Genomic DNA, 26,782 nt, shown 5'->3' on the forward strand with positions numbered 1-26,782 from the left:
TTAACCTCAATAATTTCTGATGCTTGTAAAAGCATTATGTAATTTGTTAGGGCACTTTTTACCCGCAGATTCTTCAACGCCTGAGTTTAAATCAAGGCCTAAGGCACCTTTAAAAAGCGCATCTTTAATATTGTCTGGATTTAAGCCTCCAGCGAGCATAAACGGAGTGGTTGCATCATGAAGCACCGACCAATCAAATGCTTTACCAGTACCGCCAGCTTGTGTATCGCTGTGTGTATCGTAAAGGTGTCGGTCAACGCCATTTACAGGCGTTGGCAATGCATCTTTTATTGCTTGGGCTTTCCAAATCTCGCAGCCGGTAGGTAACTGTGTACGCAACTGAGCGATGTAATCGTCACTTTCTTGACCATGTAATTGAACTGCCGCCAATTTTAGCACACTTGCGTATTGAGCAACTTGATCAATTGGGGCATCTACAAACACACCCACAAAATTAAGCGGGGCACTTTGGCTAAGCTCTTTTGCGCAATCTAAATCAACATAGCGTGGCGATTTAGGATGAAAAATTAAACCCCCGTAAATAGCACCGTTTTGATATGCCGCTTGTGCATCTTTGGTACGTGTTAAACCACATACTTTATTGTCACCTAAAATAACGCGGCGACATGCTTGCTCTAAATCACGCTCGCCCATAAGTGAGCTGCCAATTAAAAAACCATCGCATAATGGAGCTAAACGTTTTACGTCTTGATGGGTGTAAATACCCGATTCCGAAATAACCACTTTATCAGCCGGAATAAGTTTGCGTAGCTTTTCGGTAGTGGCTAAATCGGTGCTTAAATCGCGTAAATCACGGTTATTAATACCAATAATTTGTGCATCAAGCGCAAGTGCACGGTGTACTTCTTCTTCATTACTTACTTCGGTTAATACCGACATATTCAGAGAATCGGCAACTGCGTGCAGTGCTTTATAGCTTTCGTCATCGAGTACTGAAAGCATCAGTAATATAGCGTCACCGCCATAAATACGCGCCATATATACTTGGTACTCATCTATAAAAAAGTCTTTACAGATAAGCGGTTGTTCTACTTGGCTGCGCACAAATTCAAGATAGTCAAAACTGCCTTGAAAATATTTAGCATCAGTTAACACGCTCATGCAGGTAGCGTATTTTTTATAAACCGATGTGATTTCGGTTAAATCAAATGGCTCTCTAATTAGCCCTTTTGAAGGCGATGCTTTTTTACACTCTAAAATAAACTGTGTGCCTGGGGCGGCTAATGCTTTGTAAAAACTACGGCTTGTAGGCACTGCAAGGTGTTTAAAGCTTTCAAGCGGGCGTGCGGCTTTACGCTCAATTAGTTCTAATTTTTTATCAGCAACAATTTTGTCTAATACATTAGCCATTACTTACCTCAATAATTGCATTTAGTGTGTTCATGGCTTGCCCTGAACTTAATAATGTTTGTACTTGCTTTGCCCCTTCTTTTAACGTTTCTGCTTTACCTGTTAGGTATAAAAGGGCAGTTACGTTAACCACAATGGCAGCATTATGTGCATCTGTGCCTTTGCCTTGTAAGATGGCAAGGCTAGCATTTGCGTTGTATTGTGGGCCTTCACCAGCGAGTTGTTCAAGTGAATAGTTTGCAAGGTCAAAGTCGCTTGGGTTTAGTGTGTACTGTGTAAGCTCGCCATTATTCAGCTCAACTACCGTTGTTGGACCGTGTAGAGCTATTTCGTCAGTGCCCGAGCCGTGAACAATCATAGCGCGCTTTGTGCCAAGGGTTTTAAGTGTTTGTGCCATTGGCATACATAACGCTTCATTGTACACACCTAACAATTGCACATCAGGTGCTGCTGGGTTAGCAAGCGGGCCTAAAATATTAAAAATAGTGCGTGTTTTAAGCGCTGTACGCACGCCCATCGCATGGCGTACGCCACTGTGATAGTGCGGTGCAAACAAAAAGGTAAAATTGGTTTGCTCAAGGCATTTTGCTGCCTGCTCTGGGCTCATATCTATATTAATGCCCAACGCTTTTAGTAAGTCGGCAGAGCCTGAATTACTCGATACACTGCGATTACCATGTTTTACCATGTTGATGCCGGCAGCAGCGGCAACTATGGCTGCTGTTGTGCTTATATTAATTGTGTTTGAGCCATCGCCGCCAGTGCCACAGCTATCAGCAAGTTGTGTACTGCTGGTAGTAAAAGCAACAGCGTTTTCGCGCATTGAGGCTGCAGCACCTGCTATTTCATCGCTTACTTCGCCTTTAATTTTAAGGCTTATTAGTAGGGCGGTTAGCTCAATCTCGCTCATGTTACCTTGCATTATTTCATCAAACAGTGCTTTGGCGTCTGCGTAGCTTAATGATTGCCCTGTAATTAGTTGTTCAATAGCGTGTTGAACATTTATGGGTTGTTCTGGTTGTGTACTCATAATGTCCTCTATTATTTGGCACGTGTTAAGTAAGCGACACTTTGCTGAAGTAGCATTGCGCCGTTTGGCGTCAGTATTGATTCTGGATGAAATTGATAGCCCAATGCGTTGTCATCATGATGATAAATAGCCATTGGGATATCTTCGTACTGGGCAATAACCTTTATATTATCAGGCACTTTTGTTGCCATTAATGAATGGTAACGTGCTACAGGCATTGTATTGCCCATACCATCAAATACAGGATGTTCGCCTAAATTAATAATTGAAGACTTACCATGTACGGTTTCACCTGCGTGACCGATTACTCCGCCATAGCTTTGTGTTAATGCTTGTTGGCCTAAACAAATGCCTAGCATTGGGAAGTGGCCTTTAGAGAGCTCAATAAGCTCCATTAAACAGCCTGCATCGCTTGGTGTGCCAGGACCTGGGGAAAGTACTAAGAGTACTTGTCCTTGCTCTTGGCGCATTTTATTAAAAATAACCTCAGCGCTAATGTTGTTTCTGTAAACAACAAGTTCGCAGCCAAGCATCGTAAGCTCATCAACTAAGTTATATGTAAATGAGTCAAAGTTATCTAAAAAATAGATTTTAATAGGATTCGCTTTACTCATTTTATACCGCCTTATACGTAGATTTTATGGCGGTGATAACCGCTTGTGCTTTAGCGCGAGTTTCGTTTGCTTCTGAAATAGGATCTGAGTCAAACACTACACCTGCACCTGCTTGCACGTAGGCTATGTTATTTTTAACAAAAGCAGAGCGAATAACAATACAGCTATCCATTGCGCCATCACCGGTTAAGTAACCTACAGCGCCGCCATAACTGCCACGGCGCTTACCTTCAGTTTGACGAACAAGCTCAGCAGCACGTACTTTTGGTGCACCAACAAGGGTGCCCATGTTCATACACGCTTGGTAAGCATGCAGTGCATCAAGTTCTGGTTTTAGTGTGCCAACAACGCGTGAAACTAAATGCATTACCTGTGAATAGCGGTCTACTTTTAATAACTCTTTGGCAAAACGAGTACCTGCAACACTAATGCGGGCTACGTCGTTACGGGCTAAATCGACAAGCATTAAATGCTCGGCGCGCTCTTTTTGATCGTTTCTTAGTTCCAGCTCAATGCGGCTGTCTAAGTCGGGGTTTATTTGCCCATTAGCAAATTTGCCACGTGGGCGAGTGCCAGCAATTGGGTAGACTTCTACTTGCTGATTACTTACGTCGTACTTAAGGGCCGACTCAGGAGACGCGCCAAATAATGCAAAGTCTTCATCGCGCATATAAAACATGTAAGGGCTTGGGTTTTGCTTTTTAAGCTGGCTATACGCATGTAAAGAATCAGGGCAAGGTAGTGAAAATGTACGCGACGGCACTACCTGAAAAATATCACCATCAACAATATTCTTTTTAAGCTTAACAACTTGCTCGCAATACGTTTCGTCGCTTATATCAACGCTTACTTCACATTCGCCACTTTGCATATCCGCACTAAATTCTGCTGCGTTATCGCAAAGCGTATTTAAGCGCTCAAGCTCTTTACCTACTTCAAAGCAGTTAGCGTGTACGTCTGGGCCATTAAATACATTACCAATGAGTTCGGTTGTTTGCTTTTGATGATCAATAACAACTAACGTTTCAGCTAAATAAAATACGTAATCTGGGCAGGTGTTTTCGCCATCAGGTACATCACTTAATTGCTCAAAGTTTGCCACCATGTCGTAGGCAAACACACCGCCTAAAAATACCGAAAACGGATTTTCGGTAGTGCTTTGAATACTGTTAATACAGGTACGAAGAGCGCTGAAAGCGTTATCGGCAACAAGCTTACTTGCTTCGTCTATATCGCTGCTGGTGTCTTGGTAGTTAAGTGTAAGCGTTGTGTCGTTTAATTGTGAATCACAGCTCTTAACATTTGCTTGTAAGTAGCTTAATAATTGCTTGCCGTTATTAGATTGCGCGCTAACAGTTACCGTTTTACCCTTACATACAATGCGCAGGGCGCTATCAACTAAAATTAAGCTTTTTACACTGTCTTTAGAATCAATCTCAGCCGATTCAAGCAGTAGTGAGTTAGGCTTATCAAGTGCCGCGTATAATGCAAGAGGGCTACTAATATAGTCGCGTACTTGCGTAATGCTTGTTACTTCGCCTGGTGTGGTAGTTATATGACTAAAAATCAAACCTCATTCCCTCAAAAAATTAAACCCCGCAGTGCTTTTGCAATGCGGGGTTTGAATAACGATATCTAAATTACAAACAGATCATTACCGTCCCGCTATATCAGGCGCCACCACCAACGATGTGTAAGAGTAAGACCGTTATTCATGTTTTTCTGCCTCAAAATTTATTAAATATTTTTAACGTATACGTTTCGTAAAATTTAGTTATAAAAAAACCCGCATAGTTGCGGGTTTTGAATTTTTGCTAGACACGACAATTCATCACCCGAAAATTACGAGTGCCACCACCAAATAGTGTTTAAGTTTGAATTGATCATTATTGTTAATTCTTAATGTGTCTGAAAGTGGTTACAGTAAAACGTATCTTATGCTTTTGTGTCAAGTGTTTATTTAAAACAATTTAGTCAAAAAAGTTGTTATACTTACATAAACACCAGTAACCCTTAATTTTAAGCAGTTTTCTTTTGATAAAATACGATTTACATAGCCATACTACACATTCAGACGGGCGTTTGACGGTTGAAGAATTATTGCATCGCGCTGTTGATAAAAATATTGATGTGTTTGCTATTACCGATCATGACACTGTGGCGGCTATTAAGCCTGCTCAGCAATTTATTGAAGCAGAAAACTTACCGCTTTCATTAATAACGGGTACCGAAGTGTCTACCAAATGGGAAAGCTTCGAAATTCATATTGTAGGTTTAAATATTGATATTAATAATATTGACCTTACCTCTTTATTATCGGCTCAGCAGCAAAAGCGAGAAGAGCGTGCACTAGAAATTGGCGCACGCCTTGCAAAAAATGGTTTTGATGGCATTTACGAGCAAGCTAAAGAGCTGGCAAAAGACGCGCAAATTACGCGCGCACATTTTGCACGTGCCCTTATTGAGCGCGGTGTAGCTAAAAATTTCCCGGGTGTTTTTAAAAAGTACTTAGGGCGCGGCAAAACAGGCTACGTACCTAGTTGCTGGTGCACCATGCAAACCGCTGTAGAGGCAATACATGCCGCTGGTGGTGTTGCTGTACTTGCTCACCCAAGTAGCTATCAAATGTCAAACAAGTGGCTACGCAAATTATTAGTAGAATTTAAAAGTGTAGGAGGAGACGCAATGGAAGTTGCACAACCTCAACAGGCGCCAAGCGAACGTCAATTTTTAGGTGAACTCAGCCGTGAGTACGAACTACTTTGCTCGCAAGGGTCTGATTTTCATTTTCCGACAAGCTATTTAGAGCTTGGCAAAAATTTATACTTACCGAAAGACTGCCAAGGTGTTTGGCAAGTTTGGGAAGGACAAGAAGGGGCATTAACATGAGTCAATTATTCCATATTCATCCTGATAACCCGCAACCAAGACTGATTAGTCAAGCCGTTGATATTATTAAACAAGGCGGTGTTGTTGTTTACCCAACAGATTCGGGCTATGCCATTGGCTGTAACATTGGTAATAAGCAAGCCAAAGAGCGCATAGAGCGTATTCGTGGTATTGAAAAAAACGATAATTTTACGCTAGTTTGCCGTGATTTATCGGAGCTATCTACTTATGCACGTGTAGATAACCAGCTATTTAGATTAATTAAAAATAATACGCCAGGGCCTTATACCTTTATTTTTAAAGGCACAAAAGAAGTCCCTAAGCGTTTATTAAACGACAAGAAAAAAACCATTGGCATGCGTGTAATTGAACACCCAATTGCTTGTGCGTTACTTGCCGAACTTGGCGAGCCATTAATGTCGTGTTCTTTAATTTTACCCGGGCAGCAGTTTACTGAATCTGATCCGGATGAAATATTAGAGCGATTAGATAAACACGTTGATTTAATTATTCACGGTGGCCATTTAGCCGAGCAAGCAACCACAGTAATCGACTTGTCGGAAGATGAAGTTAAAATATTGCGTGTTGGCTGTGGTGATACAAGCCCGTTTGAGTAATAACAAGTGAGCGAAAGTACTGCTGATACAAAAAGTAGTGAAAAGCCAGTGCAGCAGAAGCTGCCACTGGCTTTTTTGCATGGTAAAGCGGTTGTAGATAAACCAGAAGACTTATATATCCCGCCCGATGCGCTCGAAATAATATTAGAAACCTTTGAAGGCCCGCTCGATTTACTGCTTTATTTAATTAAAAAGCATAAGCTTGATGTGCTCGATCTTTCTATTTTTAGTATTACAGAGCAGTATGTAAGTTATGTTGAAATGATGACCGAGTTTCAACTCGAACTTGCCGGTGAATATTTAGTAATGGCTGCGTTACTTGCACAAATTAAGTCGCGCTTATTACTCCCTGTTCACGAAGAACTTGAAGAGGAAGAAGACCCTCGCGCTGAGCTTATTAAACGCCTGCAAGAATATGAGTTATTTAAAAAAGCCGCCGAAAACCTCGATGATATCCCCCGTGTTGGGCGTGATATTTTTATAGCGCATGCCGCTATGCCAATAAATGAAGACACAAGTCATAACCTCCCTGATATTGAACTTAAAGACTTAATGCTGGCGTTGAGTGATGTTATGGCGCGAGCAAAAACGTTTGAACATCATCAAATTACTGCTGAAGTACTCTCAACCCGAGAGAGAATGAGCCAAATATTACAACAGCTATCGAAAGCAAATTCAGCAGTGGTATTTAATGCGCTTTTTACGCCTGATGAAGGGCGTAGTGGTGTTGTGGTTAGTTTTATAGCCATGCTAGAGCTCATTAAAGAAGGACTTGTTACTTGTTTGCAAGTAAGCCCAGAGAGCTTAATTTATGTCAGCTTGAGCGAGCAATCAACCCTATAAACTTATCTGTTTAATCCTCAACTTCTAAAACTGACTTTAATTATCAAAGTTCTGTGCGTATACGCACGTAAAGTGTTTGTAAATGCTATTTTCATTTACGGCTATGCACTATATTGTAACGTCATAGCATTATAGGACTTTACACATGTTTAAAAATACACCTTCATCTTACGGACTTGTCGCCATTATTTTACATTGGCTCATGGCGTTGACTATTTTTGGCCTGTTTGGTTTAGGTTTATATATGGTTGAGCTTACTTATTACGATAGCTGGTATAAAGGCTCGCTCGATTTACATAAAAGCATAGGTATTACGCTGGTGGCCGTATTTTTATTTAGAATTTTATGGCGTGCTTTATCTACACAACCTAAACCATTAGCTGAAAGTAAAGGCATGAACCAATTAGCGCATACGGCGCATATTGTTATGTATATTATTTTGGGCGTTATTGTTGTTGCAGGGTATTTGATATCAACCGCAGACGGACGTCCAATAGAAGTGTTTACCTTATTTAACGTATCAGCCCTTGATTTTGCTTTTGATGACCAAGCCGATATTGCAGGAAAAGTACATTATTATGGTGCATGCACATTAATAGGGTTTGCAGTACTTCATGCACTAGGGGCGTTAAAACATCACTTTATCGATAAAGATAAAACCTTAATCAGAATGATCAAACCATTAAAGGATGATTAAAATGAAAAAATTATTAGTAAGCACAGCCGTTTCGGCTGCAATGATGTTATCGGCAACAGCCGCTAATGCAGCTGATTATGTAATTGATACGAAAGGCGGGCACGCATCTGTTAACTTTAAAATTAAACACTTAGGTTACAGCTGGTTATATGGTCGTTTTAATACTTTTGACGGCACATTTAGTTACGATGCTAAAAATCCTGATGCGTCAAAAATTATGGTAAATATTGACACCACAAGCCTTGATTCTAACCATGCAGAGCGTGATAAGCACCTACATGGTAAAGATTTTTTAAATGTGGATAAATACCCAAAAGCGACATTTAAAAGCACCAGCATTAAATTTGATGAAGATGGTGAAGAGGCCGACGTAACCGGCGAATTTACGCTGCATGGCGTAACTAAAACTATTACCTTTGAAATAGATAAAGTGGGTGAAGGTAAAGATCCGTGGGGTGGATACCGCGTAGGTTTTGAAGGCGAAACCAGCCTTAAACTTACCGACTACGGTATTGATTACAACTTAGGGCCTGCATCTACTCATGTTGATATTATTTTATCAATAGAAGGCGTTCGTAAGTAATACAGTTATTGAATATAAAAACGCCACTTACTGTGGCGTTTTTTTTGCTTAACAGAAACTCAAATTAAGCGACTTTGAATTTGTTTATTTTGTGCTATTAATACGTGACTTTAATAGAGGCCTTAAATCCTCAGGCAACCAGCGCATAAGTAAATCGTTATAAGCCTGCGTTTTTTTAATAACTTTAAGCTGCTCATTAAGAATAGCGATGTCTTTTGCGCCTTGCTCGTTTTTAGTACAACCAATAAAGCCATAACTGAGCGCTGGAGATTCGGTTAATGGACGCTGCGTTAAGTTTTCTTCAAAGTGCATTGATTTAGCTAAATAGTAATGCTCGCTTGGGTAACCCAGTAAAATATCAATTCGTTTTAGGTTAAGCATATATGTAAGGCTCGCTAGGCTATCGCGTGTGGGTCTAATTACTAAATCAATGTTGGGTGTACTGTTTATTAAAGTATCTATTTCTTGGCCGTAAGAGCGGCTCATAGAAACTCCAAGAGTTAGTTTTTTATCTTGTATTAAATTGAGTAGTGATACTTCTTTTGATTCCGCTATATTTAGCGCTTTGGCCAGCTTTTTATGCATTGCTATTGAAGGCGAGAGGCCCGTTGTTGAGCTTTCGTCTGTGAAATAAATATGCTCTTTTCTGTAATCATTTTTATAAAGCGATAACGCACAAACATTATTTGAAGTATTAGACAGCTCTTGAATTACTTTACCTGAGGGGATAAGCATGCGGTTAAAGGTAATATTAGGAAGTTGTTTTTCAAGTAAAGAAATTATGCTTTCGTCACGGCCTTGGTGTTGATATTGACCATTTAAAATATAATAAGGTGCAAAATCGTGCGCTAGCCAGTTTATGGTTCTAGCATTGCTTATTGAGCTCAGACAGAAAAAAAGTAAGAAAGTTAAAAATATACGGAGCATTACAACAGCTACCAGTAATTATTATTGTAAAACTATTGTAACCAATAAAGGGCTAAAAAGTAAAATGCCAGCAACAAGGCTGGCATAATATCTTATCAATAATTGCAATAATAGAATGGCAATTAAAGTTATATGTTGCTTAGTTAGCTTTTAGCCACTTAACAAACTGGCGTGCATCACTCGCTTTTTGAAATAATGCATTTTTTAAACCTTGTGTATCACTGAAGATTACACGATGTTTGTTTACTGAAATTGATTGCACTGGATGTGCTATTTGGATCATAGACCCGTTATATTTATAAGACATAATAAAACTCACTTTATTCTTGTTATTTATTCTGCGCTATATTTGTATAGCAAATTGCAGTCAATAAATTAACGATGTTGTGTTTAGCTTCATTACAGTGTTGACGATCTTTATGACACTTTTGCGATGATAGTAAAAAATCATCTCGGTATTATTCAAGGGGTTCTCGCCGTACAATAACTTAGCTTTCAAATATACGTTTTGCGGGGCTTACTGGATCAGGGTAAATGGTTAACCGCGGCGGTTTCTTTAAACCAGAGAGGGAAGGTAACTTATATATAAATTGTGCGCAAGCTATTTATTATAAAAATATTTATAATAAATCTTATCAACTGCTTACAAAGCCCATTTTTAGTTACCAAAGGATAAGTATGAATTACCTAATAGTGAGTGATATTTATGGTTTAACCCCTGCTTTAAGTAAGTTATCACAGGCAATTAGTTCAAATTTAGTGATTGTTGACCCATACAATAACAAGATTCAAGCTATTGAAAATGAACAAGATAGTTATAATAATTTTATACAGCAGTGTGGCCATGACAAATATACGGACAAACTTCTAGAATGCTTTGAGAGTTTAAAAGTGCCGACCACATGTATTGCGTTTAGCGCAGGGGCAAGTGCAGCATGGCGGGCACAGTTATTAACAGGCAATACACACCTTAAAAAGTTAATTGGCTTTTATCCGTCGCAAATTCGTAATTATTTAGCGTTAGATGCAAATGTACCCTGTGAATTCATATTCCCAGAAAGTGAGAGTCACTTTAATGTTGATGAAGTTATTAAAGCTTTAAGCACCAAAGCGGGTGTTAAGTGCTATAAAACCAATTTTTTGCATGGTTTTATGAACGAGTACTCAACCAATTTTAATGCGCAAGGGCTGGTTGAATATAGTAGCTATATAAAACAGAGCAGCCGTTAAAGCGTGTTTAGCTGCTTTTTATTAATATCAGGAAAATCAGTACGGGTATTATATTTTGCATACAGCGTTGTAAAAATGCTGCTGCCGGATAACTTATCTAACTCTTTTATAAAGGTTTTAGCACTAGAACGAGCGGGTCTACAGCATGTTTGATACTGTTTTATTATACCCGCGACAGATAAACCTTGTTTTTGTAGCTTAAGGTCGGCCTGTGCAAAAAAAGCCGCACCCGTCCAATAAACACGTTGCTGGGCGCGTTGTTTCCACATATCGGCAGAGAGCTTATTAAGTGGCTGTGTTTTAGTTTTGGTTTGCAGGCGGGCACGATCAAATCCTGCATTTAAACGTTGTACAAACTGTGGCTGGGTGATTATACCGCTGTCACGCATTATTACGTTTTGCATATAACTGGCAAAACCCTCGCTTAGCCAAAAACCGGAGTAGGGAAGTAGCGGCAAATATAAATGCGAAAGTTCATGGTATAGCGTCCAATCTTTAGTGAATGCATTTAAACTGGCGTAGCGATCTATATGTAGTTCAATCCCATCGGGGTTATTGCGCTTAACTGTAGCCCAAGGTACAGGCTCAAAAGCAAAGTATTGCGGTTTTAAATAAATAGGCAATGTGGTTTGTTTTAAAGGCCCCAGTGTATTTTGTGTTTTTTCAACACTTTGATTAACCCATGTAGATACTGTGTTTTGAGCATTACTTGAGAGCGAGCTAAGGTTATGTATGACTACTTCAGCGGCTAATACGTTAAAAGAGCTGATTGATAGTAGCAGTACAAAAAAGTATTTCATTAAAATGCTCCACTGTAATTTAATAACTGGTACGCTAGGGTTAACATACAAGACCAACTAAATGGATAAATAATCACGCCTAATTCTTTATTTTTTAAAATGATAGTAACTATAAAAGTACAAATACAGACACTTCTAGCTAAGCATGGTTTAATCAATTAATCGTTATTTTAAGTTAGGTTTTAGCCATGACGTATCAGCATATTCAAGTTCCTGAGCACGGCCAAAATATCACTATTGATGCACAAGGACATTGGCAAATACCGTTAGAACCTATCATTGCTTTTATTGATGGCGATGGCGTGGGGCTGGATGTTATGCCGGTGATGCGCCACGTTGTTGATAGTGCAATTGAGCATTGTTATAAAAGTGCACGGAAAATTCATTGGATGCGAGTTTATAATGGCGAGCAGGCCGCAAAGCTGTATGACGGTGACTGGTTCCCGCAAGAAACAATTAACGCGGTACGTGCTTGCAAAATTGCCATAAAAGGGCCGTTAACCACACCACTGGGTGGTGGCTTTCGATCGCTTAATGTTGCACTCAGGCAAGAAATGGATTTGTTTGTAAATATGCGAACTATAAAAGGCTTTAGCGCACTTCCTTCTCCTTTAAAAAATCCTTTTTTAACAAACATAACAGTGCTTCGTGATAGCAGCGAAGACGTGTACTCAGGTATTGAGTGGCAAGCAGGCAGTGTAGAAAGTGAAAAAATGCTCGATTTTTTATGTGAGGAAATGGGCGTAACCCGCTTAAGGTTTTCACAAGAATGCGGTATTGGTATTAAAAATATATCTAAAGAAGGCTCTGAGCGACTAATGCGCTTTGCCATTAACTATGCACTTAAAAACGATAGTGAATCATTAACGCTAGTGCATAAAGGCAATGTACTTAAATTTACCGATGGGGCATTTAAGCGTTGGGGGTATGCACTTGCACAAAGCGAATTTAATGCCACTGCACATGAAAATGGGCGTTGGCTGCAAATAGAGCGAGTAAATCAAGCACCTCTAATTATTAAAGAAGTTATAGCCGACAACATGCTGCAGCAATGTTTAATGCACCCAGAGCAATTTGATGTAGTGGTGACGACTAATCAAAATGGTGACTTTTTAGCGGATATGCTGAGCGCACAAGTTGGCGGTGTTGGCATAATGCCTGCTGCAAATTTAAATAACGATGTCGCATTTTTTGAGCCTACACACGGCACGTTTGAACGTATAGCAGGGCAAAATAAAGCAAACCCCAGCAGTAGTATTTTAAGTGCGGTATTAATGCTTAAATTTATGGGATGGGACGAGGCCGCATTACTAATAGAAAATGCGTTAGAGCAAACATTTAAAAGCGGTGAAGTAACCTTTGATTTAGCGCAAGAGCAGAGCGATAACTCAAGTATTCATAACTCGACAACCTTAACTTGTACTGGCTTTGCAAAGAAGGTTATCGAGCACTTTTAAACACATTCATTATTAAGCTGCTGAGGCAGTTTTTACTCTGTGCATGCAAGGGCGGTTGGTTAACTGCGCTGCACGATGGTAAATCTCATGTGCTTGAGGTTCATCGCACTGCGTACCACTAAGCGTATCCATTAACGCAACAACAATAATTGCAGGAACCTGGCAGCAATATTCGTCTAAAACGGCTTCTGTCGTTTGTGCATCAACATGGCAAAGTGGGTGGTTTTTAAGTTGGTATGCGTTTAGCAATGTATCCACTTCTAATACATCATTTGGTTGGTGCTTTGTTTTACGGCATTTACAACCAAACTCATCAACTAAAGTAGCTAATGCTTGGTAAGTTTCAGTGGTGTTAGTTTTTGCGCATAACTGCTCTTCAATAAACTGATGTAAGTTAGCATCAATAAATAACCCGTCTTGTTGTGTGAAGCTTGATGTTGTCATAATTATTACTCTTAGTTTGTTGGCTTAACTTCACTCTAGCGCTAAGTGTATTATTAATGAAATTGTTGTTTTCAATAACTGACATTGATTTCATCAATAGTAAGTTTTAAGACTAAATAAAAAAATAGAAAACATACCTAAATTATACTAATTAATTTGGTGCAGAGCGGTAAAAACGTGCACAAAACTGGAACAAGGGGATTAGTTGATGAGTTAAGGTGGATGCTTAGTTAATTGTTTTTATTGAGTTTTAATTGTTTTATGAAGTTGGTACTAAGCTTGCTAATCATACACTGTAGGTAGACTCCTATATCGACGATTTCCAAAAGCGCCATGGTATTTTCCCAAAGTTGAATACCACGGCGCTTTTTTATTTTGAGCATTTATTTTATTTAGTCGTTACAGTAGCAATAACAATAGTAATGTTAAATTTTAATAAAGTAGGGAATAGCCACTAAAATAGCGCCTACAATCAACAGCATGCTCACACTGCTCATAAAATACGGAAATACCAATAGCGATAAACCAATGCAAAGTGGCACTACGGCTTTTTTTCTTCGCCCGTAAGTAAGGTAGCCAATACCAATGCCGCCAAACAAAACACTCCACGCAATTATTGATGCACTATCCATTTGTAAATTACCTATTTTGAAATACTGATTTAAATTACGACCGACATAGCCAGCTTTTCAATACCATGTGAAGGAGTCCATCTTTTAAATTCCACGAAGCCATGCTTTTTATATAGATTTATTGCAGGAGTATTAGCAACCGCAGTCTCCACTATTGCATGAGAAAAATCATCCATCGCTAAAACATAACTTATTAGCTTACTTGCGATACCTTTTTTAAAATGACTAGGATCAACGGTTAAACTACAAATATCTAAACACTCGTTGTTTGTATCTACTTCAATAACGGCTGCTAAACATTCATTTTCGCTGTAGCCATAAAAGGTTGTTTCTGATTTTTTTATACCTCTAATATTACGCGCTAAAGGAGGAAAGTTATGCGCGCCGATCAGTTTAGCCTCTATAGCATAGGACTTTTGAAAGACAGCAAAAATTATATTTGCAGTATCGTTATTCTTATTATTAAGTTTGTTTATCATTATATTCTTCTAATGAAAGTAAAGCTTGGACAGTATGCGCGATAGTAAAATACTTGGTGTTTGATGTGATGAAAATAATAATTTATCTATCTGCAATCGTTTTAGCAAACGCTAATAACTCACGCCTTAACCATTGGTGCGCTGGCGCATGGTGTAGCAGTGGGCTCCATATCATTTTTACCTCAATAGGCACTATTTGGAATGGCACCGGGCTGATTACCAAATCAGTATGAGAGGTTAATAACTTAGCTTGCCTGCGCGGTAGGGTGGCAATAAGTTGCTCTGATTGGCAAAGCAGGCTTGCAACCATATAGTGGCGAGTGAAAACTCGTATTTTACGGGTTTGTTCTAGTTGCCAAAGCGCTTCATCTACCCAGCCTAATTTTTGCTTTCCTGATTTATTAGTAACAGCGGCCTCTGGTCCCCAGCCTGCACGGTTTACCCAAATATGTTCTTTTTGTAAGTAGTCGTCTAACCCTGAATGTTGTAAAAATGTATTTTTAGGATGCGTTAAACAACAGTAGTTATCGCGCCAAACACTGGCCTGATGAAACGAGCGAGGGAGACCGTTAAAGCGGTTTATAGCTAAATCAATAGTGCCTTTTTCCATGTCTTGCAGGTTTACGTCGCTTGGGCTCAATACATCAAAATTAATACCGGGGTTTTTACTAAGCTGCGCCGTTATAAAAGGGGCTATTAAGGTCGACTCTATATAGTCGTTTGCCATTATTCTAAACGTAACTTCAGCGGTCGCAGGGTTAAATTGCTCACTAGGCTGCGTAATAGCTTCGGCCATTTTTAAGAGCGCCTCAACTTCAGGCTTTAACGCAAGTGCCTTTGCCGTTGGCGTCATAGAGCCTGCGGCACGCACAAGTAGCGGGTCGTCAAATAAATCGCGCAAACGTTTTAATGCGTTACTCATAGCCGGTTGCGTAAGCGCGAGTTTATTTGCAGCTTTCGACACACTTTTTTCATCTATTAACACATTTAAATAAACAAGAAGGTTAAGATCGACATTTCTTATATTCATATGGGCGTGTTGGCCTTTCAGGGTTGAAATTTGTTCAATCTAGGGGCGATTTAATCGCGGCGCGAGGTTTGCCACCTAGTGGGCTAAGTAAAAATCGAGCAACAAAGAGTTAATCGTCCCTAGAAAGAACCCTATGGGCAGTGTGTATTTGGCCTTTATGCAGCGTTAAAGTACATTTATGGGGAGCCACCACACTACATGTACTTTGCCTTGCTTATAAACCAAATACACGGCTGCAAAATTAACCTCGAAAGGTCAATACGCCCAATAAATTCTATTTATATGGTTTATTAATTATCTAAATTAAAGCCTGCTTGCTAAGGTGTAAACAATTAATAAAAATAACCGCCATAACTGGCATCAATATAAGTGCTGTATTTATGCAAAATAGGCTAACACATCAATCTAATAATACGCTGCAAAACGTTATTGCCAGTAAGCTTGCACGATCTGTTTTTGCTGGATTTGAGGCGATGTTTTCGCAATTTTTAAATATTACACTGGGTGCACAAAGCCGTTTTGAACAACGACAGTACCATAGTGTGCAAAGTGCTATGCGTGAACGTTTACAAGTGTATGAGCGCGAAGTGAAAAACGTGAGTGAAGCCGTGAGAGTTATTGCTTATGCTGAGCTTACTTGCCCGCAAACGTGGCAGTTAGCTAAAAATATTTACGGCGATATGGTACAAAATCACGAAAACAAACCTATTGCGCATACTTTTTTTAATTCAACGTTTGGCGCAATTTGGGACGATAAAAAAATTCGTACTGTGCATTTGTTTGTATTAAAAGCAAAGTATCGTAGTGAGCCGCGCTCTTATGAAAGCTTAGTGAGCAGGGTATCGCTACATAATGGGTTTAATAACGCCGTTAAAACGCTTATCACTAATCAAGTATTTAGAGTGCCGTTTAGTCATTTAGAACTTGATGTAGCCACATTACAAAGTACGTTAATGCAAGGCGCTAAGCAGCAATGCAAACAGGTGTACGAACTTATAAATTTAAACGACGGTTATATTGAATACGCCAACTCATTATTTTTTAGAAACAAAGCCTGTTATTTAATTGGGCGCTGCATTGCTAAAAATGGCGACAATATGCCTTTTGCTATCGCTATTTTAAATACCGATGAGGGACTAAAGCTTGATGCTGTAATGATGGGCGCCGATCAATTAAGTTTATTATTTGGCTTTGCACGCACCTATTTTATGGTTGATACCGATAAGCCCGCTCGTTATGTAGATTACTTAAGTGTGTTAATGCCACACAAACAACGCTTTGAGTTATTTAACGCCATTGGTTTTATAAAGCACGCCAAAACTGAGTTTTATCGGTATAAGGTCGATACGACTAAAAATAGCCCAGCCAACTTCAAGTATGTCACAGCACCAGGGACGCCAGGTATGGTAATGCTGGTATTTACTATTGAAGGGCTAGATTACGTTTATAAAGTAATTAAAGACAAATTTAGTGCGCCAAAAACAGCCACCAAAGCACAAGTGATAGACAAGTATAACTTTGTAAAACAAGCCGATAGGGTTGGGCGTTTGGTAGACACACACGAATTTAGATATTTAGCGTTTGATTTAAGCCGTTTTAGCGATGAATTGCTTGAGCAGATGAAAAGCCAAATTGGCAGCAGCATAGTTATATCTGGCAAGGCACTCATTTTAAAGCACGTTTATGTTGAGCGTAAAATGACCCCGCTTAATTTATATATTAACCAATGCGATAACAAAACCCTAGAACGAGTAATGCATGACTACGGTAAAGCAATTAAAGAGTTAGCGGGCGCTAATATATTTCCGGGCGACATGCTAATGAAAAACTTTGGCGTAACGCGATGGGGGCGAGTGGTGTTTTACGACTTTGACGAAATTTGCCCGCTTACCGATTGCAACTTTAGAGAGGTTCCACAAACCCAAAATGCACTTGAAGAGCTAAGTAGTAACTCGTATTTTGATATAGCTGAAAACGATATATTTCCGAGCCAATTTAAGGTGTTTTTTAGTGCCAACGAGGTTGCGTTTAATTATTTTAATAATGAGCACAGTAACTTGTTTTTAGCGACGTTCTGGCAGGATTGTCAGCAACAAGTACATAATGGTTATCTACCCGATGTTTATCCTTATAAACAAAGTTGGCGCTTTTGAGGTTGTTTGAATCTGTGTTCATCCCCATCTATATGTTATTACAGTTTTTAAACTTGGAGCAACAATGAAATATATTTCTCATGAAGATGGCAACCTTGCATTTAGTGAAACCGAAAAGCCGGTTTTAAAGAGCCATGAAGTACTTGTTAAAGTTGCAGCAATAGGTGTAAACCGTGCAGACAGTATGCAGCGCCAAGGTAAATACCCGGCCCCTGCGGGAGATAGCCCTATTTTAGGTTTAGAATGTGCGGGTACAGTTACTGAGCTTGGAAAAGATGTAGATAAAAGCTGGCTAAACAAGCGTATTTTTACATTGTGCTCTGGTGGTGCTTATAGCGAATATGTAGCAGTTGATGCAAAACAGCTTATGGAATTACCCGATGATGTAACAATGGCTGAAGGCGCTGCAATAAGCGAAGTGTATTTAACGGCATTTGGCGCGTTATTTGAGCTTGGTAAATTACAAAAAGGGCAAACAGCGCTTATTCATGCAGGTGCTAGTGGTGTGGGCGGTGCAGCAATTCAAATGGCTAAAAGCGCAGGTGCTACCGTAGTTATTACCGCTGGTACGGATGATAAATGCCAACACGCAAAAGAACTCGGTGCCGATCATGCAATTAACTACAAAACCACCGACTTTGTAGAATATATGAAAGCAAATGAGTTAACAGCAAATGCAATTGTAGATCCTGTTTCGGGTAGTTACTTAAATAAAAATGCCGCTATTGCAGCCATGGATTGCCAAATTGTGATGCTTGCATTTTTAGATGGACGTTTTGCAGAGGTTGATTTTGCGGCGCTTTTACAAAAGCGTATTTCGTTTCATGCCTCAACGCTTAGAAATCGTAGTATTGAGTTTAAACGTCAGGTGCGCGACGACTTTGTAGCGCGTTTTTACAATGATATTGCCACTAAAAAGTACGACTTTAACTTGTATAAAACATTGCCTTGGAGCGACGCAAACGAAGCCCATGCTATTTTAGAGCGTAATGAAAACGCAGGAAAAGTGGTTTTACTTGTAGAGTAACTCTTTAATTTTAGGGTTTAGCCCATATACTAAGCCCTATAAAAAACACTTAAGGTTTAATAATGAATCCAATACTAGAAATACTTAAAGAGCACAATGTAAGCGACGAAAAAGTTAAAGCATTGTTTGAAGCGTTTACTCAAAACCCAATGATGGCAATGGCGCTTGTTCAAGAGCTTGGTATTCCGCCAGAAAAGCTACAGCAACTAATGGCAGTCGTGATGACTCAACCGCATCTTATTAAAGAAGCGACTGACGAACTTGGTTTAGATTTTGAAAAAGTAAAAGAAGCGAAAGAAAAACTAAATCAATAATTTGTTATGTCATGAAACAAAAATAAATAAAAAAGCATAAGTATTTACTTATGCTTTTTTAGTTGGCTTATTCTTTTATGACTACTCTTTTGGAAGTAGTACTGTGTCGATAACATGAATTACGCCGTTGCTTGCTTTTACATCAGCTTTTACAACTTTAGCGTCATTTATCATTACGCCCATGCTGTCGGCTTTAACCATAACTGATTGGCCTTGTAGTGTTTTCGCACTATCTACCTTCATTACATCGGCTGCCATCACTTTTCCAGACACTACGTGATAAGTTAATACCGCCGTTAGCTTATCTTTGTTTTCAGGCTTGAGTAACATTTCTACAGTGCCTTCAGGTAATTTAGAAAATGCAGCATCTGTTGGTGCAAAAATAGTAAAGGGTCCTTTACCTTGCAGTGTTTCAACTAAACCTGCGGCTTTAACAGCAGCAACAAGAGTAGTGAACGAACCATTTTCAACGGCTACTTCAACAACGTCTTTTTTCATACCATGATGATCAGCATAAGCCATTGTAGTAAATCCAAGGCTTGCAGTTGTAAACAATAATGCAGTAGTAATTTTCTTAAACATTTTATTTTTCCTTTAAGTTAATACCCGTTGGTTTCGTTAAATGTTACGACGCTCTAAATTTAATCGATCAATTAAAATTAGTAGTCAACATGTTTTGTTACATCATTGATTGAACTGCAGCTAAATAGCAAAGTCATATAAACAGTTACTTAATTAAAGACTTGTTCAATTGAAGGGAATAGGCATGAAATTAGTTTATAAGTTTTGGAAAAATAACCGCTCTCTTATCGTATTTATTGCACTGATGAGCGTATTTAGAAGCGCTGTAGCCGATTGGTACGAAGTGCCAACAGGCTCAATGAAACCAACAATTCAAGAAGGTGACAGAATACTTACCGATAAAATGGCCTACGATATTCGTGTCCCATTTACGCATATAAAACTACTTAAACTAGCGGACCCACAAACCGGTGATATTATTGTTTTTGACTCACAAGCTGCCGATAACCGTTTAATTAAACGTGTAATTGGTGTGCCAGGAGACACCGTTGCGCTTGAAAATAATGAGCTCATTATTAATGGTAAAAAACTTAATTATGCAGATCAGCAAAGCAACATAGACTCGCTTGATAAAATCGAAGATTTAAACGGATTAGCGCATTCGATAAGAGTGGCAAATATTCCTTCACGTTTATCGGGCTTTGACGCAATTACAATTCCTGATGATTATTATTTAGCAATGGGCGATAACCGCGACAATAGCGCTGACTCGCGTGTAATAGGTTTAATTCCGCGTAATGAGTTATTAGGAAAAGCAGAGCGCGTTATAGTCTCACTTGATTACGATAACTATTACCTACCAAGAAAAGACCGCGTATTGAAAAAGCTCAATTAAAAAAGATGATTAATTTTATAGTTAAAATATAACTGCCTATTTAGGCAGTCTACTTATATTTTTTTTTACAAGCGTGGTAAGAACACTACGTTCTTGTTCGGTATTTAATATACGACTAAACATTAATTTTGCCCATAAAAAAACCGCTGACATATCAGCGGTTTTTATAGTATGAGTAATATTACATTACGCGCATACCAGGCTCTGAGCCGTCATCTGGGTTAAGAATATAAATTTCTTTTCCGCCAGGGCCTGCTGCTAATACCATGCCTTCAGACATACCAAAGCGCATTTTACGAGGCTTAAGGTTAGCAACCATAACGGTTAGCTTGCCTTCGATATCCTCAGGTGCGTAAGCTGATTTAATACCCGCAAACACTTGGCGAGTTTCGCCGCCTAAATCAAGTGTTAGCTTAAGTAGTTTATCTGCGCCTTCTACGTGCTCTGCTTTAGCAATTTTAGCTACGCGTAGGTCTACTTTTGCAAAATCATCGAACTCAATCTCGTCGCTAATTGGCTCTTTTGCAAGCGGGCTGTTAGGGTCAATCGTTACTTTTGGTGCTAAGCTTTCTTTAGATTCTTCAACCATTTTGTTCACTTTATCCATTTCAACACGTTGCATTAACGGTTTAAATTTATTGATAGGGTGGCTTACTAGTGCATTTCGAACGCCGTCCCATGCAAGGTCGTCATTTAAAAACGCTTGTACGTTGTCTGCCATTCCTGGTAGCACGGGTTTTAAGTAAGTAATTAAAACGCGGAACAAGTTAAGACCAAGAGAACACACTTCGTGTGCTTCTTGTTGCTTAGTTTCGTCTTTAATTAATACCCAAGGTGCTGCGCCATCAATAAATTGGTTTGCTTTGTCGGCAAGCGCCATTATTTCGCGAATTGCGCGGCTGTAATCGCGGTTCTCGTAGTGTGTTGTAATGCTAGGTGCAGCAGCTTGAAACTCTGCTAACAGCTCTGGTTGCATAATAGTGTTGCTTAGCTTGCCATCAAACTTTTTAGTAATAAAGCCAGCACAACGGCTCGCTATGTTGACTACTTTACCTACTAGGTCTGAATTTACGCGCTGTGCAAAGTCTTCTAGGTTTAAATCCAGATCAACAATACCGCTACTTAATTTTGCTGCGTAGTAGTAACGTAAGTATTCTGGGTTTAAGTTATCTAAATAAGTACGCGCTTTAATAAACGTACCCTTTGATTTAGACATTTTTTCGCCATTCACAGTTACAAAACCATGAGCGAATACGTTAGTTGGCTTTCTAAAATTAGCGCCTTCTAGCATTGCTGGCCAAAATAAGCTGTGGAAGTAGATAATGTCTTTACCAATAAAGTGATAAAGCTCTGCGTCTGAACCTTCAGCCCAAAACGCATCAAAGTCGAGGCCTTTTTCGTCACATAGGTTTTTAAAACTCGCCATGTAACCAATAGGTGCATCTAACCAAACGTAAAAATATTTGCCTGGTGCATTTGGGATTTCAAAACCAAAATAAGGTGCGTCACGGCTAATATCCCACTGTTGCAAGCCATCGGTAAACCATTCGTCTAGCTTGTTAGCCATTTCTTGTTGAATAGTTCCCGAGTGTAACCACTCTTTTAGCATGCCTTCAAATGCTGGCAGGTCAAAAAAGTAATGCTCAGAATCTTTAAGTACAGGCTCAGCACCTGACATTACAGAACGCGGGTTAATAAGTTCGGTAGGGCTGTATGTAGCACCACACGAATCACAGCTATCGCCGTTTTGGTTTTCAGACTTACACGTCGGGCAAGTACCTGTTACAAAGCGGTCTGGTAAGAAAATACCTTTTTCTGGATCAAATAATTGCGAAATAGTGTGCTTTTTAATATGACCGGCATCGTTTAGGCGGTTATAAATAAGTTCGCTTAATTCTTTGTTTTCTTGGCTGTGGGTGCTGTGGTAGTTATCAAATTTGATATTAAAGTCAGCAAAGTCGCGTTGGCGCTCTATGCTCACTTGTTTTACCATTTCTTCAGGCGTGATCCCTTGCTTTTGCGCATTAAGCATAATTGGCGTGCCGTGGGCATCGTCTGCGCAAACATAATAAGCTTCGTGGCCTTGTAGTTTTTGAAAACGTGACCAAATATCAGTTTGAATATATTCCAATAAATGACCTAGGTGAGTAGGGCCATTTGCATAAGGTAATGCGCTGGTAATCAGGATCTTTCGCTGCGTCATAATCATTCCGAATTGAGGATAAAACGCCGTTTTTATTATACAAACGGCAATTATCATTAATTTATCTACAAGCTATCTGCTTAGAGTGCGCACAGCTTATGGATTTTTATTAATTGACTGGTGTTAATGCCCTGAATGTTACATAATTCCGTGGCACTTTTCATCAAAGAAACGCTATTTAATTGCTATGTTTGGACTGTCGAAACTATTCTCTTCTAAATCGGTGCAAAAACAACCGATTATAACTGCCTTAGCGGCATATCGTAGTGCGGCTTTTGCCGTCGGTATTGACGAAAGCTTCATTGATACTATTACTCAAAATGACGATAAATCACTACACATTAAATTAACTCTGCCATTTGCTGGGCAATCAGAAATGCCTTTAGTTGAGCAACACGTAAGTGAAAGCTTAAATGTGCCTGTAACAATTAGCGCCAAGGTTATCATTAGAGAGGCGGCTAAGTTTAAGACGATTAAACATATTGTACTTATTGCCTCAGGCAAAGGTGGGGTAGGTAAGTCGACTACTGCTGTTAACTTGGCAGGCGCGCTTAAAAATGAAGGCGCAAAGGTGGGTATTTTAGATGCTGACATTTATGGCCCATCTATCCCAATGCTTTTAGGATTAGTGGGCGCAGAGCCCGTCACTAAAGATAACAAACAGCTACAGCCTTTTGATGCAAATGGCATTAAAGCGCAGTCAATTGGCTTTTTAGTTCCAAGCGATGATGCCACGGTATGGCGCGGGCCAATGGCGTCAGGCGCGCTGAGCCAGTTACTTAACGAAACCGATTGGGGCGAGCTTGACTACTTAATTGTTGATATGCCACCGGGCACCGGTGATATTCAGCTTACAATGAGTCAAAAAGTACCCGCTAGCGGCTCTGTTATTGTCACTACACCGCAAGATTTAGCGCTAGCCGATGCGCAAAAAGGCATTGCTATGTTTAATAAAGTAAACGTACCGGTGCTTGGCTTAATAGAAAATATGAGCCACTACATTTGTACTCACTGTGGTGAAGCTAACCACGTTTTTGGTAAAGACGGTGCACAAAAACTGGCGCATAAGCACGGCGTGCCTGTACTTAGCCATATTCCACTTGCAATAGATATACGCGAGTATTCTGAGCAAGGTAAACTTATTGCAAGCGATAAGGACACTACAATAAGCAAAACATACAGCGCAGCAGCAAGGCTAATAGCCAGCACGCTTTATTATCAACAGCATCACAATGCAATTGAAATTGTGATTACGGAAGATTAATAAATAATGAGACTTTCAGACACACATATTAAAGAATACTTAAGCGATGGCCGCATTATTATTGAGCCTGCGCCAACGAGCGAGATGATTTCAGGCGTGACTGCCGATTTACGCTTGGGAAATAAATTTAGAACGTTTAATGCGCATAACGCGGCATACGTCGATTTAAGTGGTCCAAAAGATCAGTTAAATAAGGCCATGGAATCGATCATGAGTGAAGAAATAGTGCTTGATGAAGGTGAAGCATTCTTTTTACACCCAGGTGAACTTGCACTAGCTATTACCCATGAAAAAGTAACTCTACCAGCAGATATAGTAGGTTGGTTAGATGGACGCTCATCGCTTGCGCGTTTGGGTTTAATGGTGCATGTAACCGCGCACCGAATAGACCCAGGCTGGAGCGGTAATATTGTTTTAGAGTTTTACAACTCAGGTAAATTACCACTGGCACTACGTCCACTGATGAAAATTGGTGCTATGAGCTTTGAAATGTTATCGGGCCCGTGTGAAAACCCATACAATATTCGTAAAGATGCAAAATATAAAGATCAAAGCAGCGCAGTAGCAAGTCGTATTAGTGACGATAAATAATCACCAAATATAGGCATTACTCGTCCATTTTATGAAGCGCATAACCCAGTAGCTCAAAATACTGGTTAAGCGCTTCATTTGCTTTATTAATATGCTCACTATTTGGGTATATTAAATTACTACTTTTTAAGCCTCCCACCAAAAAGCTATTTTTTATATATGTGTGGCCTTCAATACAGGCTTCAAAACACCGTGCTGCAAGCTCTTCGGGCATGCTCATATAATTCATATTGTGGGCTTTATCGTGTTCTATACACGTTTGTACAAAGTTATTTGCATCAATACCATCTTCATCTAAAAACACATGTTTATAAAAACTGTTCAAAGCATTATTAAGTGGATGTGATAAATTAGGCGTGTTTGAAAGCCACAATTTTGAGGCAAAGCCAAAGCGTGGTTTTGTTGCAAATAAGTGCTCGCTTATATGATGGTCAAACGCATGGAACCATTCGTGAGCAAGTGCACCACCGCCTGCATTTTTTGCAAGAGCAAGTGTTTGAGAGGCTGCATTATAATGCGCTTGCACGCCTTTTTGACCACCATGGCCAAATGCAAAGTTAAGCTTCCCGCGCAGGCCAATAGCTTTGGGCGGTAAATGCAGTATTTGCGCAAGGTCGGCCAGTGCATCGTAAATTAAATTGGCGCTAATGTAGCGCTCTTCTTTAGTTACCCATTTACCAATGACCATTGACCTAAAGCCGAAGGTATCTCTTATATCGCTAAAGTCGACTTGGTCGTCAAAGCGATAGTCGGGTCCTTGGCGAGTAAAGCCACGTTTTAGTCTGTTAGGGTAGTTACGCATTGCAAGTTTCATATAGTAACGAATTTAATCTAAGTAACGTGCTTTTACGTGCTCAGGCATGTGTTGGGTTTGTTTTTGTATTAATTCATTTAGCGCATTATAAAGTGGTGCGGGATTTAGCTGCTCTATTAAAAACAAACTATGCGCTACAGCTTCAAGTGTGGATAGGCTGTCGGCCCGAGGAGCTTTACGAATAGCATAACGATTTTTAGGTAGCTGTTTAAAACTGACCGTTTTAAATTGATTTAGTAATGTGGTGAGCTGCAAAATTTTGTAGACTTTTTTCCATGTACCATCAACCACGATTAAATGGGTGATGTTTTTTACATTTGGCTGCTCAGTGTTATCGTCTAAATTTACAGCGTGTTCGTTAGGGTAGAGTAAAACAGTTGAGCTTACTGGCAGTGTTTTTAGTATGGAAAAGTCATCATTATTTTCGCCTTTGATTATTTGGCAATCAGTTAGGCATAAATTGAGTAGTTTAGCGGTATTTTTTGCTATTTTTTCCTCACTCGGGTGCTGTAGAATAATAACCGTAACTTTGTTGTTTATATTTGTAATTGCGTTGCAAATACAGGTGTTTATTGAAAAGTTACAATGATTACAAAGTGTGCGTGCCATTTAATAAACTTTTTGTTGCCAGTATGTTCCTCGCAATTATACATTTATAAGGTAATTAAGTTGGTTTTTTTTACGCATCAATATAAAGTAGTACTATTAAACTGTAACTTACATGGATTGTTTTAAGGGCTTAAAATATGACAGAAATAAATATTGATACATCAGCATTAGAGAGTATGGAATCGTTATTGGGTGAGCAGTTTGCTGATACACTTGATTTTTGCTGCTCAGAGTTTGAACGTTTAGGCTCAGAAGTGTTAGCAACCATTGGTAAAGATAAAGAAGCAGCTATTCGCCACTCTCATAGCTTAAAATCGAATGCGGCGCAGTTTGGTGCTTCAAGCCTTGCTGAAGTATCGCGTGTTATTGAACAAAATTTAAACCTAGATAACTTAGCTGAAGCTATCGACGCATCTAATAGCTTAATGGCTCAAGTAACAGGCTCTCAAGCTAAGCTAAATGAATGGTTAGCATCTCGTTAATTATTGACGCTGAAACGTGAATTTATTTCAATATTAAGCACCTAAATTGACTGGCATTTTACGCCTTTACTAGGTTAGTCTAAAGACTCACTAGGGCGTGTTGATCTTTCGGGATTGAATTTGCAACGAGTGTCTGGTTTTTAGGTTAGGCAGAGCCTATGCAGTGTGGTTTTTCCACATAAATAGGCGAGAACAACACATAAAATCCAAACACGCATTGCCCAGAGGGTTCTTCCTAGGGGCTATTTTCTCTTTGTTACTCAAT

Annotated in this window: 29 protein-coding genes; 14 read left to right on the forward strand and 15 right to left on the reverse strand. The window is 39.5% G+C overall.

Annotated features, from left to right (window positions below):
- Positions 1 to 6: 6 nt before the first annotated feature.
- The 4 genes from trpCF to H5126_RS11190 are packed head-to-tail and all read right to left on the reverse strand — an operon-like array spanning position 7 to position 4,585.
- The gene (gene trpCF / locus H5126_RS11175) at positions 7 to 1,371 is read right to left on the reverse strand and encodes a bifunctional indole-3-glycerol-phosphate synthase TrpC/phosphoribosylanthranilate isomerase TrpF (protein WP_002961581.1); all 1,365 of its coding nucleotides are present in this window, start codon (positions 1,369 to 1,371) and stop codon (positions 7 to 9) included.
- Positions 1,364 to 2,401 carry an anthranilate phosphoribosyltransferase gene (trpD, locus tag H5126_RS11180; RefSeq protein WP_182711350.1) on the reverse strand — a complete coding sequence of 346 codons (1,038 nt, stop codon included), beginning with the start codon at positions 2,399 to 2,401 and terminating at the stop codon, positions 1,364 to 1,366. Before trpD ends, trpCF begins: the two co-directional genes overlap by 8 nt.
- A gap of 11 nt (positions 2,402 to 2,412) precedes the next feature.
- Positions 2,413 to 3,015, reverse strand: coding sequence for an aminodeoxychorismate/anthranilate synthase component II (locus H5126_RS11185; RefSeq protein WP_149592564.1), 603 nt, complete (start codon positions 3,013 to 3,015; stop codon positions 2,413 to 2,415).
- Between the two features lies 1 nt (position 3,016).
- A complete protein-coding gene (locus H5126_RS11190; protein ID WP_165724016.1) occupies positions 3,017 to 4,585 on the reverse strand; it encodes an anthranilate synthase component 1 in 1,569 nt (522 codons plus the stop codon).
- 464 nt (positions 4,586 to 5,049) lie between these two features.
- Here H5126_RS11190 and H5126_RS11195 point away from each other — a divergent pair, with 464 nt between their 5' ends.
- The 5 genes from H5126_RS11195 to H5126_RS11215 all read left to right on the forward strand — a co-directional run bounded on the left by H5126_RS11195 (position 5,050) and on the right by H5126_RS11215 (position 8,644).
- On the forward strand, positions 5,050 to 5,904 hold the full coding sequence (locus H5126_RS11195) for an RNase RNM (protein ID WP_002961577.1): 855 nt from the start codon (positions 5,050 to 5,052) through the stop codon (positions 5,902 to 5,904).
- On the forward strand, positions 5,901 to 6,521 hold the full coding sequence (locus H5126_RS11200) for an L-threonylcarbamoyladenylate synthase (RefSeq protein WP_002961576.1): 621 nt from the start codon (positions 5,901 to 5,903) through the stop codon (positions 6,519 to 6,521). The genes H5126_RS11195 and H5126_RS11200 overlap by 4 nt, the downstream gene beginning before the upstream one ends.
- Positions 6,522 to 6,527: 6 nt before the next feature.
- A complete protein-coding gene (locus H5126_RS11205) occupies positions 6,528 to 7,364 on the forward strand; it encodes a ScpA family protein (RefSeq protein WP_039489969.1) in 837 nt (278 codons plus the stop codon).
- Positions 7,365 to 7,509: 145 nt separating this feature from the next.
- A complete protein-coding gene (locus H5126_RS11210; RefSeq protein ID WP_182720384.1) occupies positions 7,510 to 8,061 on the forward strand; it encodes a cytochrome b in 552 nt (183 codons plus the stop codon).
- A gap of 1 nt (position 8,062) precedes the next feature.
- Positions 8,063 to 8,644 (forward strand): YceI family protein, encoded by a 582-nt coding sequence (locus H5126_RS11215; protein ID WP_039489966.1) that lies wholly within the window; start codon positions 8,063 to 8,065, stop codon positions 8,642 to 8,644.
- A gap of 84 nt (positions 8,645 to 8,728) precedes the next feature.
- On the opposite strand, the gene H5126_RS11220 is transcribed toward H5126_RS11215, so the two are convergent.
- Both H5126_RS11220 and H5126_RS11225 read right to left on the reverse strand, forming a co-directional pair.
- Complete coding sequence (locus H5126_RS11220; RefSeq protein WP_154903278.1) at positions 8,729 to 9,571, reverse strand: transporter substrate-binding domain-containing protein; 843 nt, start codon at positions 9,569 to 9,571, stop codon at positions 8,729 to 8,731.
- A gap of 139 nt (positions 9,572 to 9,710) precedes the next feature.
- Complete coding sequence (locus H5126_RS11225) at positions 9,711 to 9,878, reverse strand: hypothetical protein (RefSeq protein WP_002961566.1); 168 nt, start codon at positions 9,876 to 9,878, stop codon at positions 9,711 to 9,713.
- A gap of 371 nt (positions 9,879 to 10,249) precedes the next feature.
- On the opposite strand from H5126_RS11225, the gene H5126_RS11230 reads away from it, so the two are divergent.
- A complete protein-coding gene (locus H5126_RS11230) occupies positions 10,250 to 10,801 on the forward strand; it encodes a hypothetical protein (protein ID WP_182720383.1) in 552 nt (183 codons plus the stop codon).
- Here the strand turns inward: H5126_RS11230 and H5126_RS11235 are convergent.
- Positions 10,798 to 11,601, reverse strand: a complete 804-nt coding sequence (locus H5126_RS11235; RefSeq protein ID WP_039490175.1) for a hypothetical protein — start codon at positions 11,599 to 11,601, stop codon at positions 10,798 to 10,800. The genes H5126_RS11230 and H5126_RS11235 overlap by 4 nt on opposite strands.
- Positions 11,602 to 11,789: 188 nt before the next feature.
- Between H5126_RS11235 and icd the strand changes: the two genes are divergently transcribed.
- Positions 11,790 to 13,058 carry an NADP-dependent isocitrate dehydrogenase gene (gene icd, locus H5126_RS11240; RefSeq protein ID WP_182720382.1) on the forward strand — a complete coding sequence of 423 codons (1,269 nt, stop codon included), beginning with the start codon at positions 11,790 to 11,792 and terminating at the stop codon, positions 13,056 to 13,058.
- A gap of 12 nt (positions 13,059 to 13,070) precedes the next feature.
- Here icd and H5126_RS11245 read toward each other — a convergent pair whose 3' ends face one another.
- From H5126_RS11245 to H5126_RS11260, 4 genes are all read right to left on the reverse strand, one after another.
- Entirely contained in the window at positions 13,071 to 13,502 is a 432-nt protein-coding gene (locus H5126_RS11245) for a hypothetical protein (RefSeq protein ID WP_002961558.1), read from the reverse strand.
- Positions 13,503 to 13,927: 425 nt separating this feature from the next.
- Positions 13,928 to 14,134, reverse strand: coding sequence for a hypothetical protein (locus H5126_RS11250; protein ID WP_007375422.1), 207 nt, complete (start codon positions 14,132 to 14,134; stop codon positions 13,928 to 13,930).
- Between the two features lie 29 nt (positions 14,135 to 14,163).
- Complete coding sequence (locus H5126_RS11255) at positions 14,164 to 14,613, reverse strand: N-acetyltransferase (RefSeq protein WP_182720381.1); 450 nt, start codon at positions 14,611 to 14,613, stop codon at positions 14,164 to 14,166.
- Positions 14,614 to 14,695: 82 nt separating this feature from the next.
- The gene (locus H5126_RS11260) at positions 14,696 to 15,643 is read right to left on the reverse strand and encodes a LysR family transcriptional regulator (protein ID WP_010554227.1); all 948 of its coding nucleotides are present in this window, start codon (positions 15,641 to 15,643) and stop codon (positions 14,696 to 14,698) included.
- Between the two features lie 380 nt (positions 15,644 to 16,023).
- On the opposite strand from H5126_RS11260, the gene aceK reads away from it, so the two are divergent.
- The 3 genes from aceK (at position 16,024) to H5126_RS11275 (ending at position 19,137) form a co-directional block, all read left to right on the forward strand.
- Complete coding sequence (aceK, locus tag H5126_RS11265) at positions 16,024 to 17,796, forward strand: bifunctional isocitrate dehydrogenase kinase/phosphatase (RefSeq protein ID WP_182695153.1); 1,773 nt, start codon at positions 16,024 to 16,026, stop codon at positions 17,794 to 17,796.
- 64 nt (positions 17,797 to 17,860) lie between these two features.
- Positions 17,861 to 18,823 (forward strand): zinc-binding dehydrogenase, encoded by a 963-nt coding sequence (locus H5126_RS11270; protein ID WP_024595341.1) that lies wholly within the window; start codon positions 17,861 to 17,863, stop codon positions 18,821 to 18,823.
- A gap of 62 nt (positions 18,824 to 18,885) precedes the next feature.
- Positions 18,886 to 19,137, forward strand: coding sequence for a DUF2999 family protein (locus tag H5126_RS11275; RefSeq protein WP_182720380.1), 252 nt, complete (start codon positions 18,886 to 18,888; stop codon positions 19,135 to 19,137).
- An 81-nt stretch (positions 19,138 to 19,218) separates the two neighbouring features.
- Here the strand turns inward: H5126_RS11275 and H5126_RS11280 are convergent, their stop codons facing one another.
- Positions 19,219 to 19,719, reverse strand: coding sequence for a fasciclin domain-containing protein (locus H5126_RS11280; RefSeq protein ID WP_007582534.1), 501 nt, complete (start codon positions 19,717 to 19,719; stop codon positions 19,219 to 19,221).
- Positions 19,720 to 19,903: 184 nt separating this feature from the next.
- Between H5126_RS11280 and lepB the strand changes: the two genes are divergently transcribed.
- Positions 19,904 to 20,554 (forward strand): signal peptidase I, encoded by a 651-nt coding sequence (lepB, locus tag H5126_RS11285; protein WP_024597614.1) that lies wholly within the window; start codon positions 19,904 to 19,906, stop codon positions 20,552 to 20,554.
- A gap of 181 nt (positions 20,555 to 20,735) precedes the next feature.
- On the opposite strand, the gene metG is transcribed toward lepB, so the two are convergent.
- Positions 20,736 to 22,757, reverse strand: a complete 2,022-nt coding sequence (gene metG / locus H5126_RS11290; protein WP_182720379.1) for a methionine--tRNA ligase — start codon at positions 22,755 to 22,757, stop codon at positions 20,736 to 20,738.
- Between the two features lie 187 nt (positions 22,758 to 22,944).
- Here metG and apbC point away from each other — a divergent pair, with 187 nt between their 5' ends.
- Together apbC and dcd are read left to right on the forward strand one after the other, a co-directional pair.
- Positions 22,945 to 24,021: an iron-sulfur cluster carrier protein ApbC gene (apbC, locus tag H5126_RS11295; protein ID WP_182720378.1), complete on the forward strand. Its 1,077-nt coding sequence runs from the start codon at positions 22,945 to 22,947 to the stop codon at positions 24,019 to 24,021.
- A 6-nt stretch (positions 24,022 to 24,027) separates the two neighbouring features.
- Positions 24,028 to 24,612: a dCTP deaminase gene (dcd, locus tag H5126_RS11300; protein WP_182720377.1), complete on the forward strand. Its 585-nt coding sequence runs from the start codon at positions 24,028 to 24,030 to the stop codon at positions 24,610 to 24,612.
- Between the two features lie 16 nt (positions 24,613 to 24,628).
- On the opposite strand, the gene H5126_RS11305 is transcribed toward dcd, so the two are convergent.
- Both H5126_RS11305 and H5126_RS11310 read right to left on the reverse strand, forming a co-directional pair.
- Entirely contained in the window at positions 24,629 to 25,414 is a 786-nt protein-coding gene (locus H5126_RS11305) for a CLCA_X family protein (protein ID WP_182720399.1), read from the reverse strand.
- Positions 25,415 to 25,438: 24 nt separating this feature from the next.
- The gene (locus tag H5126_RS11310; protein WP_024597610.1) at positions 25,439 to 26,035 is read right to left on the reverse strand and encodes a tRNA-uridine aminocarboxypropyltransferase; all 597 of its coding nucleotides are present in this window, start codon (positions 26,033 to 26,035) and stop codon (positions 25,439 to 25,441) included.
- A gap of 137 nt (positions 26,036 to 26,172) precedes the next feature.
- On the opposite strand from H5126_RS11310, the gene H5126_RS11315 reads away from it, so the two are divergent.
- Complete coding sequence (locus tag H5126_RS11315; protein ID WP_002959674.1) at positions 26,173 to 26,517, forward strand: Hpt domain-containing protein; 345 nt, start codon at positions 26,173 to 26,175, stop codon at positions 26,515 to 26,517.
- Positions 26,518 to 26,782 lie beyond the last annotated feature (265 nt).

Source organism: Pseudoalteromonas sp. SG45-3, from assembly GCF_014164075.1.
Lineage (GTDB): Bacteria > Pseudomonadota > Gammaproteobacteria > Enterobacterales > Alteromonadaceae > Pseudoalteromonas > Pseudoalteromonas distincta.

What these genes read in the sequence shown, in the direction of transcription:
- trpCF (WP_002961581.1), bottom strand. Translation starts at nt 1,371, where the DNA reads ATGGCTAATGTATTAGACAAAATTGTTGCTGATAAAAAATTAGAACTA.
- trpD (WP_182711350.1), bottom strand. Translation starts at nt 2,401, where the DNA reads ATGAGTACACAACCAGAACAACCCATAAATGTTCAACACGCTATTGAA.
- H5126_RS11185 (WP_149592564.1), bottom strand. Translation starts at nt 3,015, where the DNA reads ATGAGTAAAGCGAATCCTATTAAAATCTATTTTTTAGATAACTTTGAC.
- H5126_RS11200 (WP_002961576.1), top strand. Translation starts at nt 5,901, where the DNA reads ATGAGTCAATTATTCCATATTCATCCTGATAACCCGCAACCAAGACTG.
- H5126_RS11210 (WP_182720384.1), top strand. Translation starts at nt 7,510, where the DNA reads ATGTTTAAAAATACACCTTCATCTTACGGACTTGTCGCCATTATTTTA.
- H5126_RS11215 (WP_039489966.1), top strand. Translation starts at nt 8,063, where the DNA reads ATGAAAAAATTATTAGTAAGCACAGCCGTTTCGGCTGCAATGATGTTA.
- H5126_RS11220 (WP_154903278.1), bottom strand. Translation starts at nt 9,571, where the DNA reads ATGCTCCGTATATTTTTAACTTTCTTACTTTTTTTCTGTCTGAGCTCA.
- H5126_RS11225 (WP_002961566.1), bottom strand. Translation starts at nt 9,878, where the DNA reads ATGTCTTATAAATATAACGGGTCTATGATCCAAATAGCACATCCAGTG.
- H5126_RS11230 (WP_182720383.1), top strand. Translation starts at nt 10,250, where the DNA reads ATGAATTACCTAATAGTGAGTGATATTTATGGTTTAACCCCTGCTTTA.
- H5126_RS11235 (WP_039490175.1), bottom strand. Translation starts at nt 11,601, where the DNA reads ATGAAATACTTTTTTGTACTGCTACTATCAATCAGCTCTTTTAACGTA.
- icd (WP_182720382.1), top strand. Translation starts at nt 11,790, where the DNA reads ATGACGTATCAGCATATTCAAGTTCCTGAGCACGGCCAAAATATCACT.
- H5126_RS11245 (WP_002961558.1), bottom strand. Translation starts at nt 13,502, where the DNA reads ATGACAACATCAAGCTTCACACAACAAGACGGGTTATTTATTGATGCT.
- H5126_RS11250 (WP_007375422.1), bottom strand. Translation starts at nt 14,134, where the DNA reads ATGGATAGTGCATCAATAATTGCGTGGAGTGTTTTGTTTGGCGGCATT.
- H5126_RS11255 (WP_182720381.1), bottom strand. Translation starts at nt 14,613, where the DNA reads ATGATAAACAAACTTAATAATAAGAATAACGATACTGCAAATATAATT.
- H5126_RS11260 (WP_010554227.1), bottom strand. Translation starts at nt 15,643, where the DNA reads ATGAATATAAGAAATGTCGATCTTAACCTTCTTGTTTATTTAAATGTG.
- aceK (WP_182695153.1), top strand. Translation starts at nt 16,024, where the DNA reads ATGCAAAATAGGCTAACACATCAATCTAATAATACGCTGCAAAACGTT.
- H5126_RS11270 (WP_024595341.1), top strand. Translation starts at nt 17,861, where the DNA reads ATGAAATATATTTCTCATGAAGATGGCAACCTTGCATTTAGTGAAACC.
- H5126_RS11275 (WP_182720380.1), top strand. Translation starts at nt 18,886, where the DNA reads ATGAATCCAATACTAGAAATACTTAAAGAGCACAATGTAAGCGACGAA.
- H5126_RS11280 (WP_007582534.1), bottom strand. Translation starts at nt 19,719, where the DNA reads ATGTTTAAGAAAATTACTACTGCATTATTGTTTACAACTGCAAGCCTT.
- lepB (WP_024597614.1), top strand. Translation starts at nt 19,904, where the DNA reads ATGAAATTAGTTTATAAGTTTTGGAAAAATAACCGCTCTCTTATCGTA.
- metG (WP_182720379.1), bottom strand. Translation starts at nt 22,757, where the DNA reads ATGACGCAGCGAAAGATCCTGATTACCAGCGCATTACCTTATGCAAAT.
- apbC (WP_182720378.1), top strand. Translation starts at nt 22,945, where the DNA reads ATGTTTGGACTGTCGAAACTATTCTCTTCTAAATCGGTGCAAAAACAA.
- dcd (WP_182720377.1), top strand. Translation starts at nt 24,028, where the DNA reads ATGAGACTTTCAGACACACATATTAAAGAATACTTAAGCGATGGCCGC.
- H5126_RS11305 (WP_182720399.1), bottom strand. Translation starts at nt 25,414, where the DNA reads ATGCGTAACTACCCTAACAGACTAAAACGTGGCTTTACTCGCCAAGGA.
- H5126_RS11310 (WP_024597610.1), bottom strand. Translation starts at nt 26,035, where the DNA reads ATGGCACGCACACTTTGTAATCATTGTAACTTTTCAATAAACACCTGT.
- H5126_RS11315 (WP_002959674.1), top strand. Translation starts at nt 26,173, where the DNA reads ATGACAGAAATAAATATTGATACATCAGCATTAGAGAGTATGGAATCG.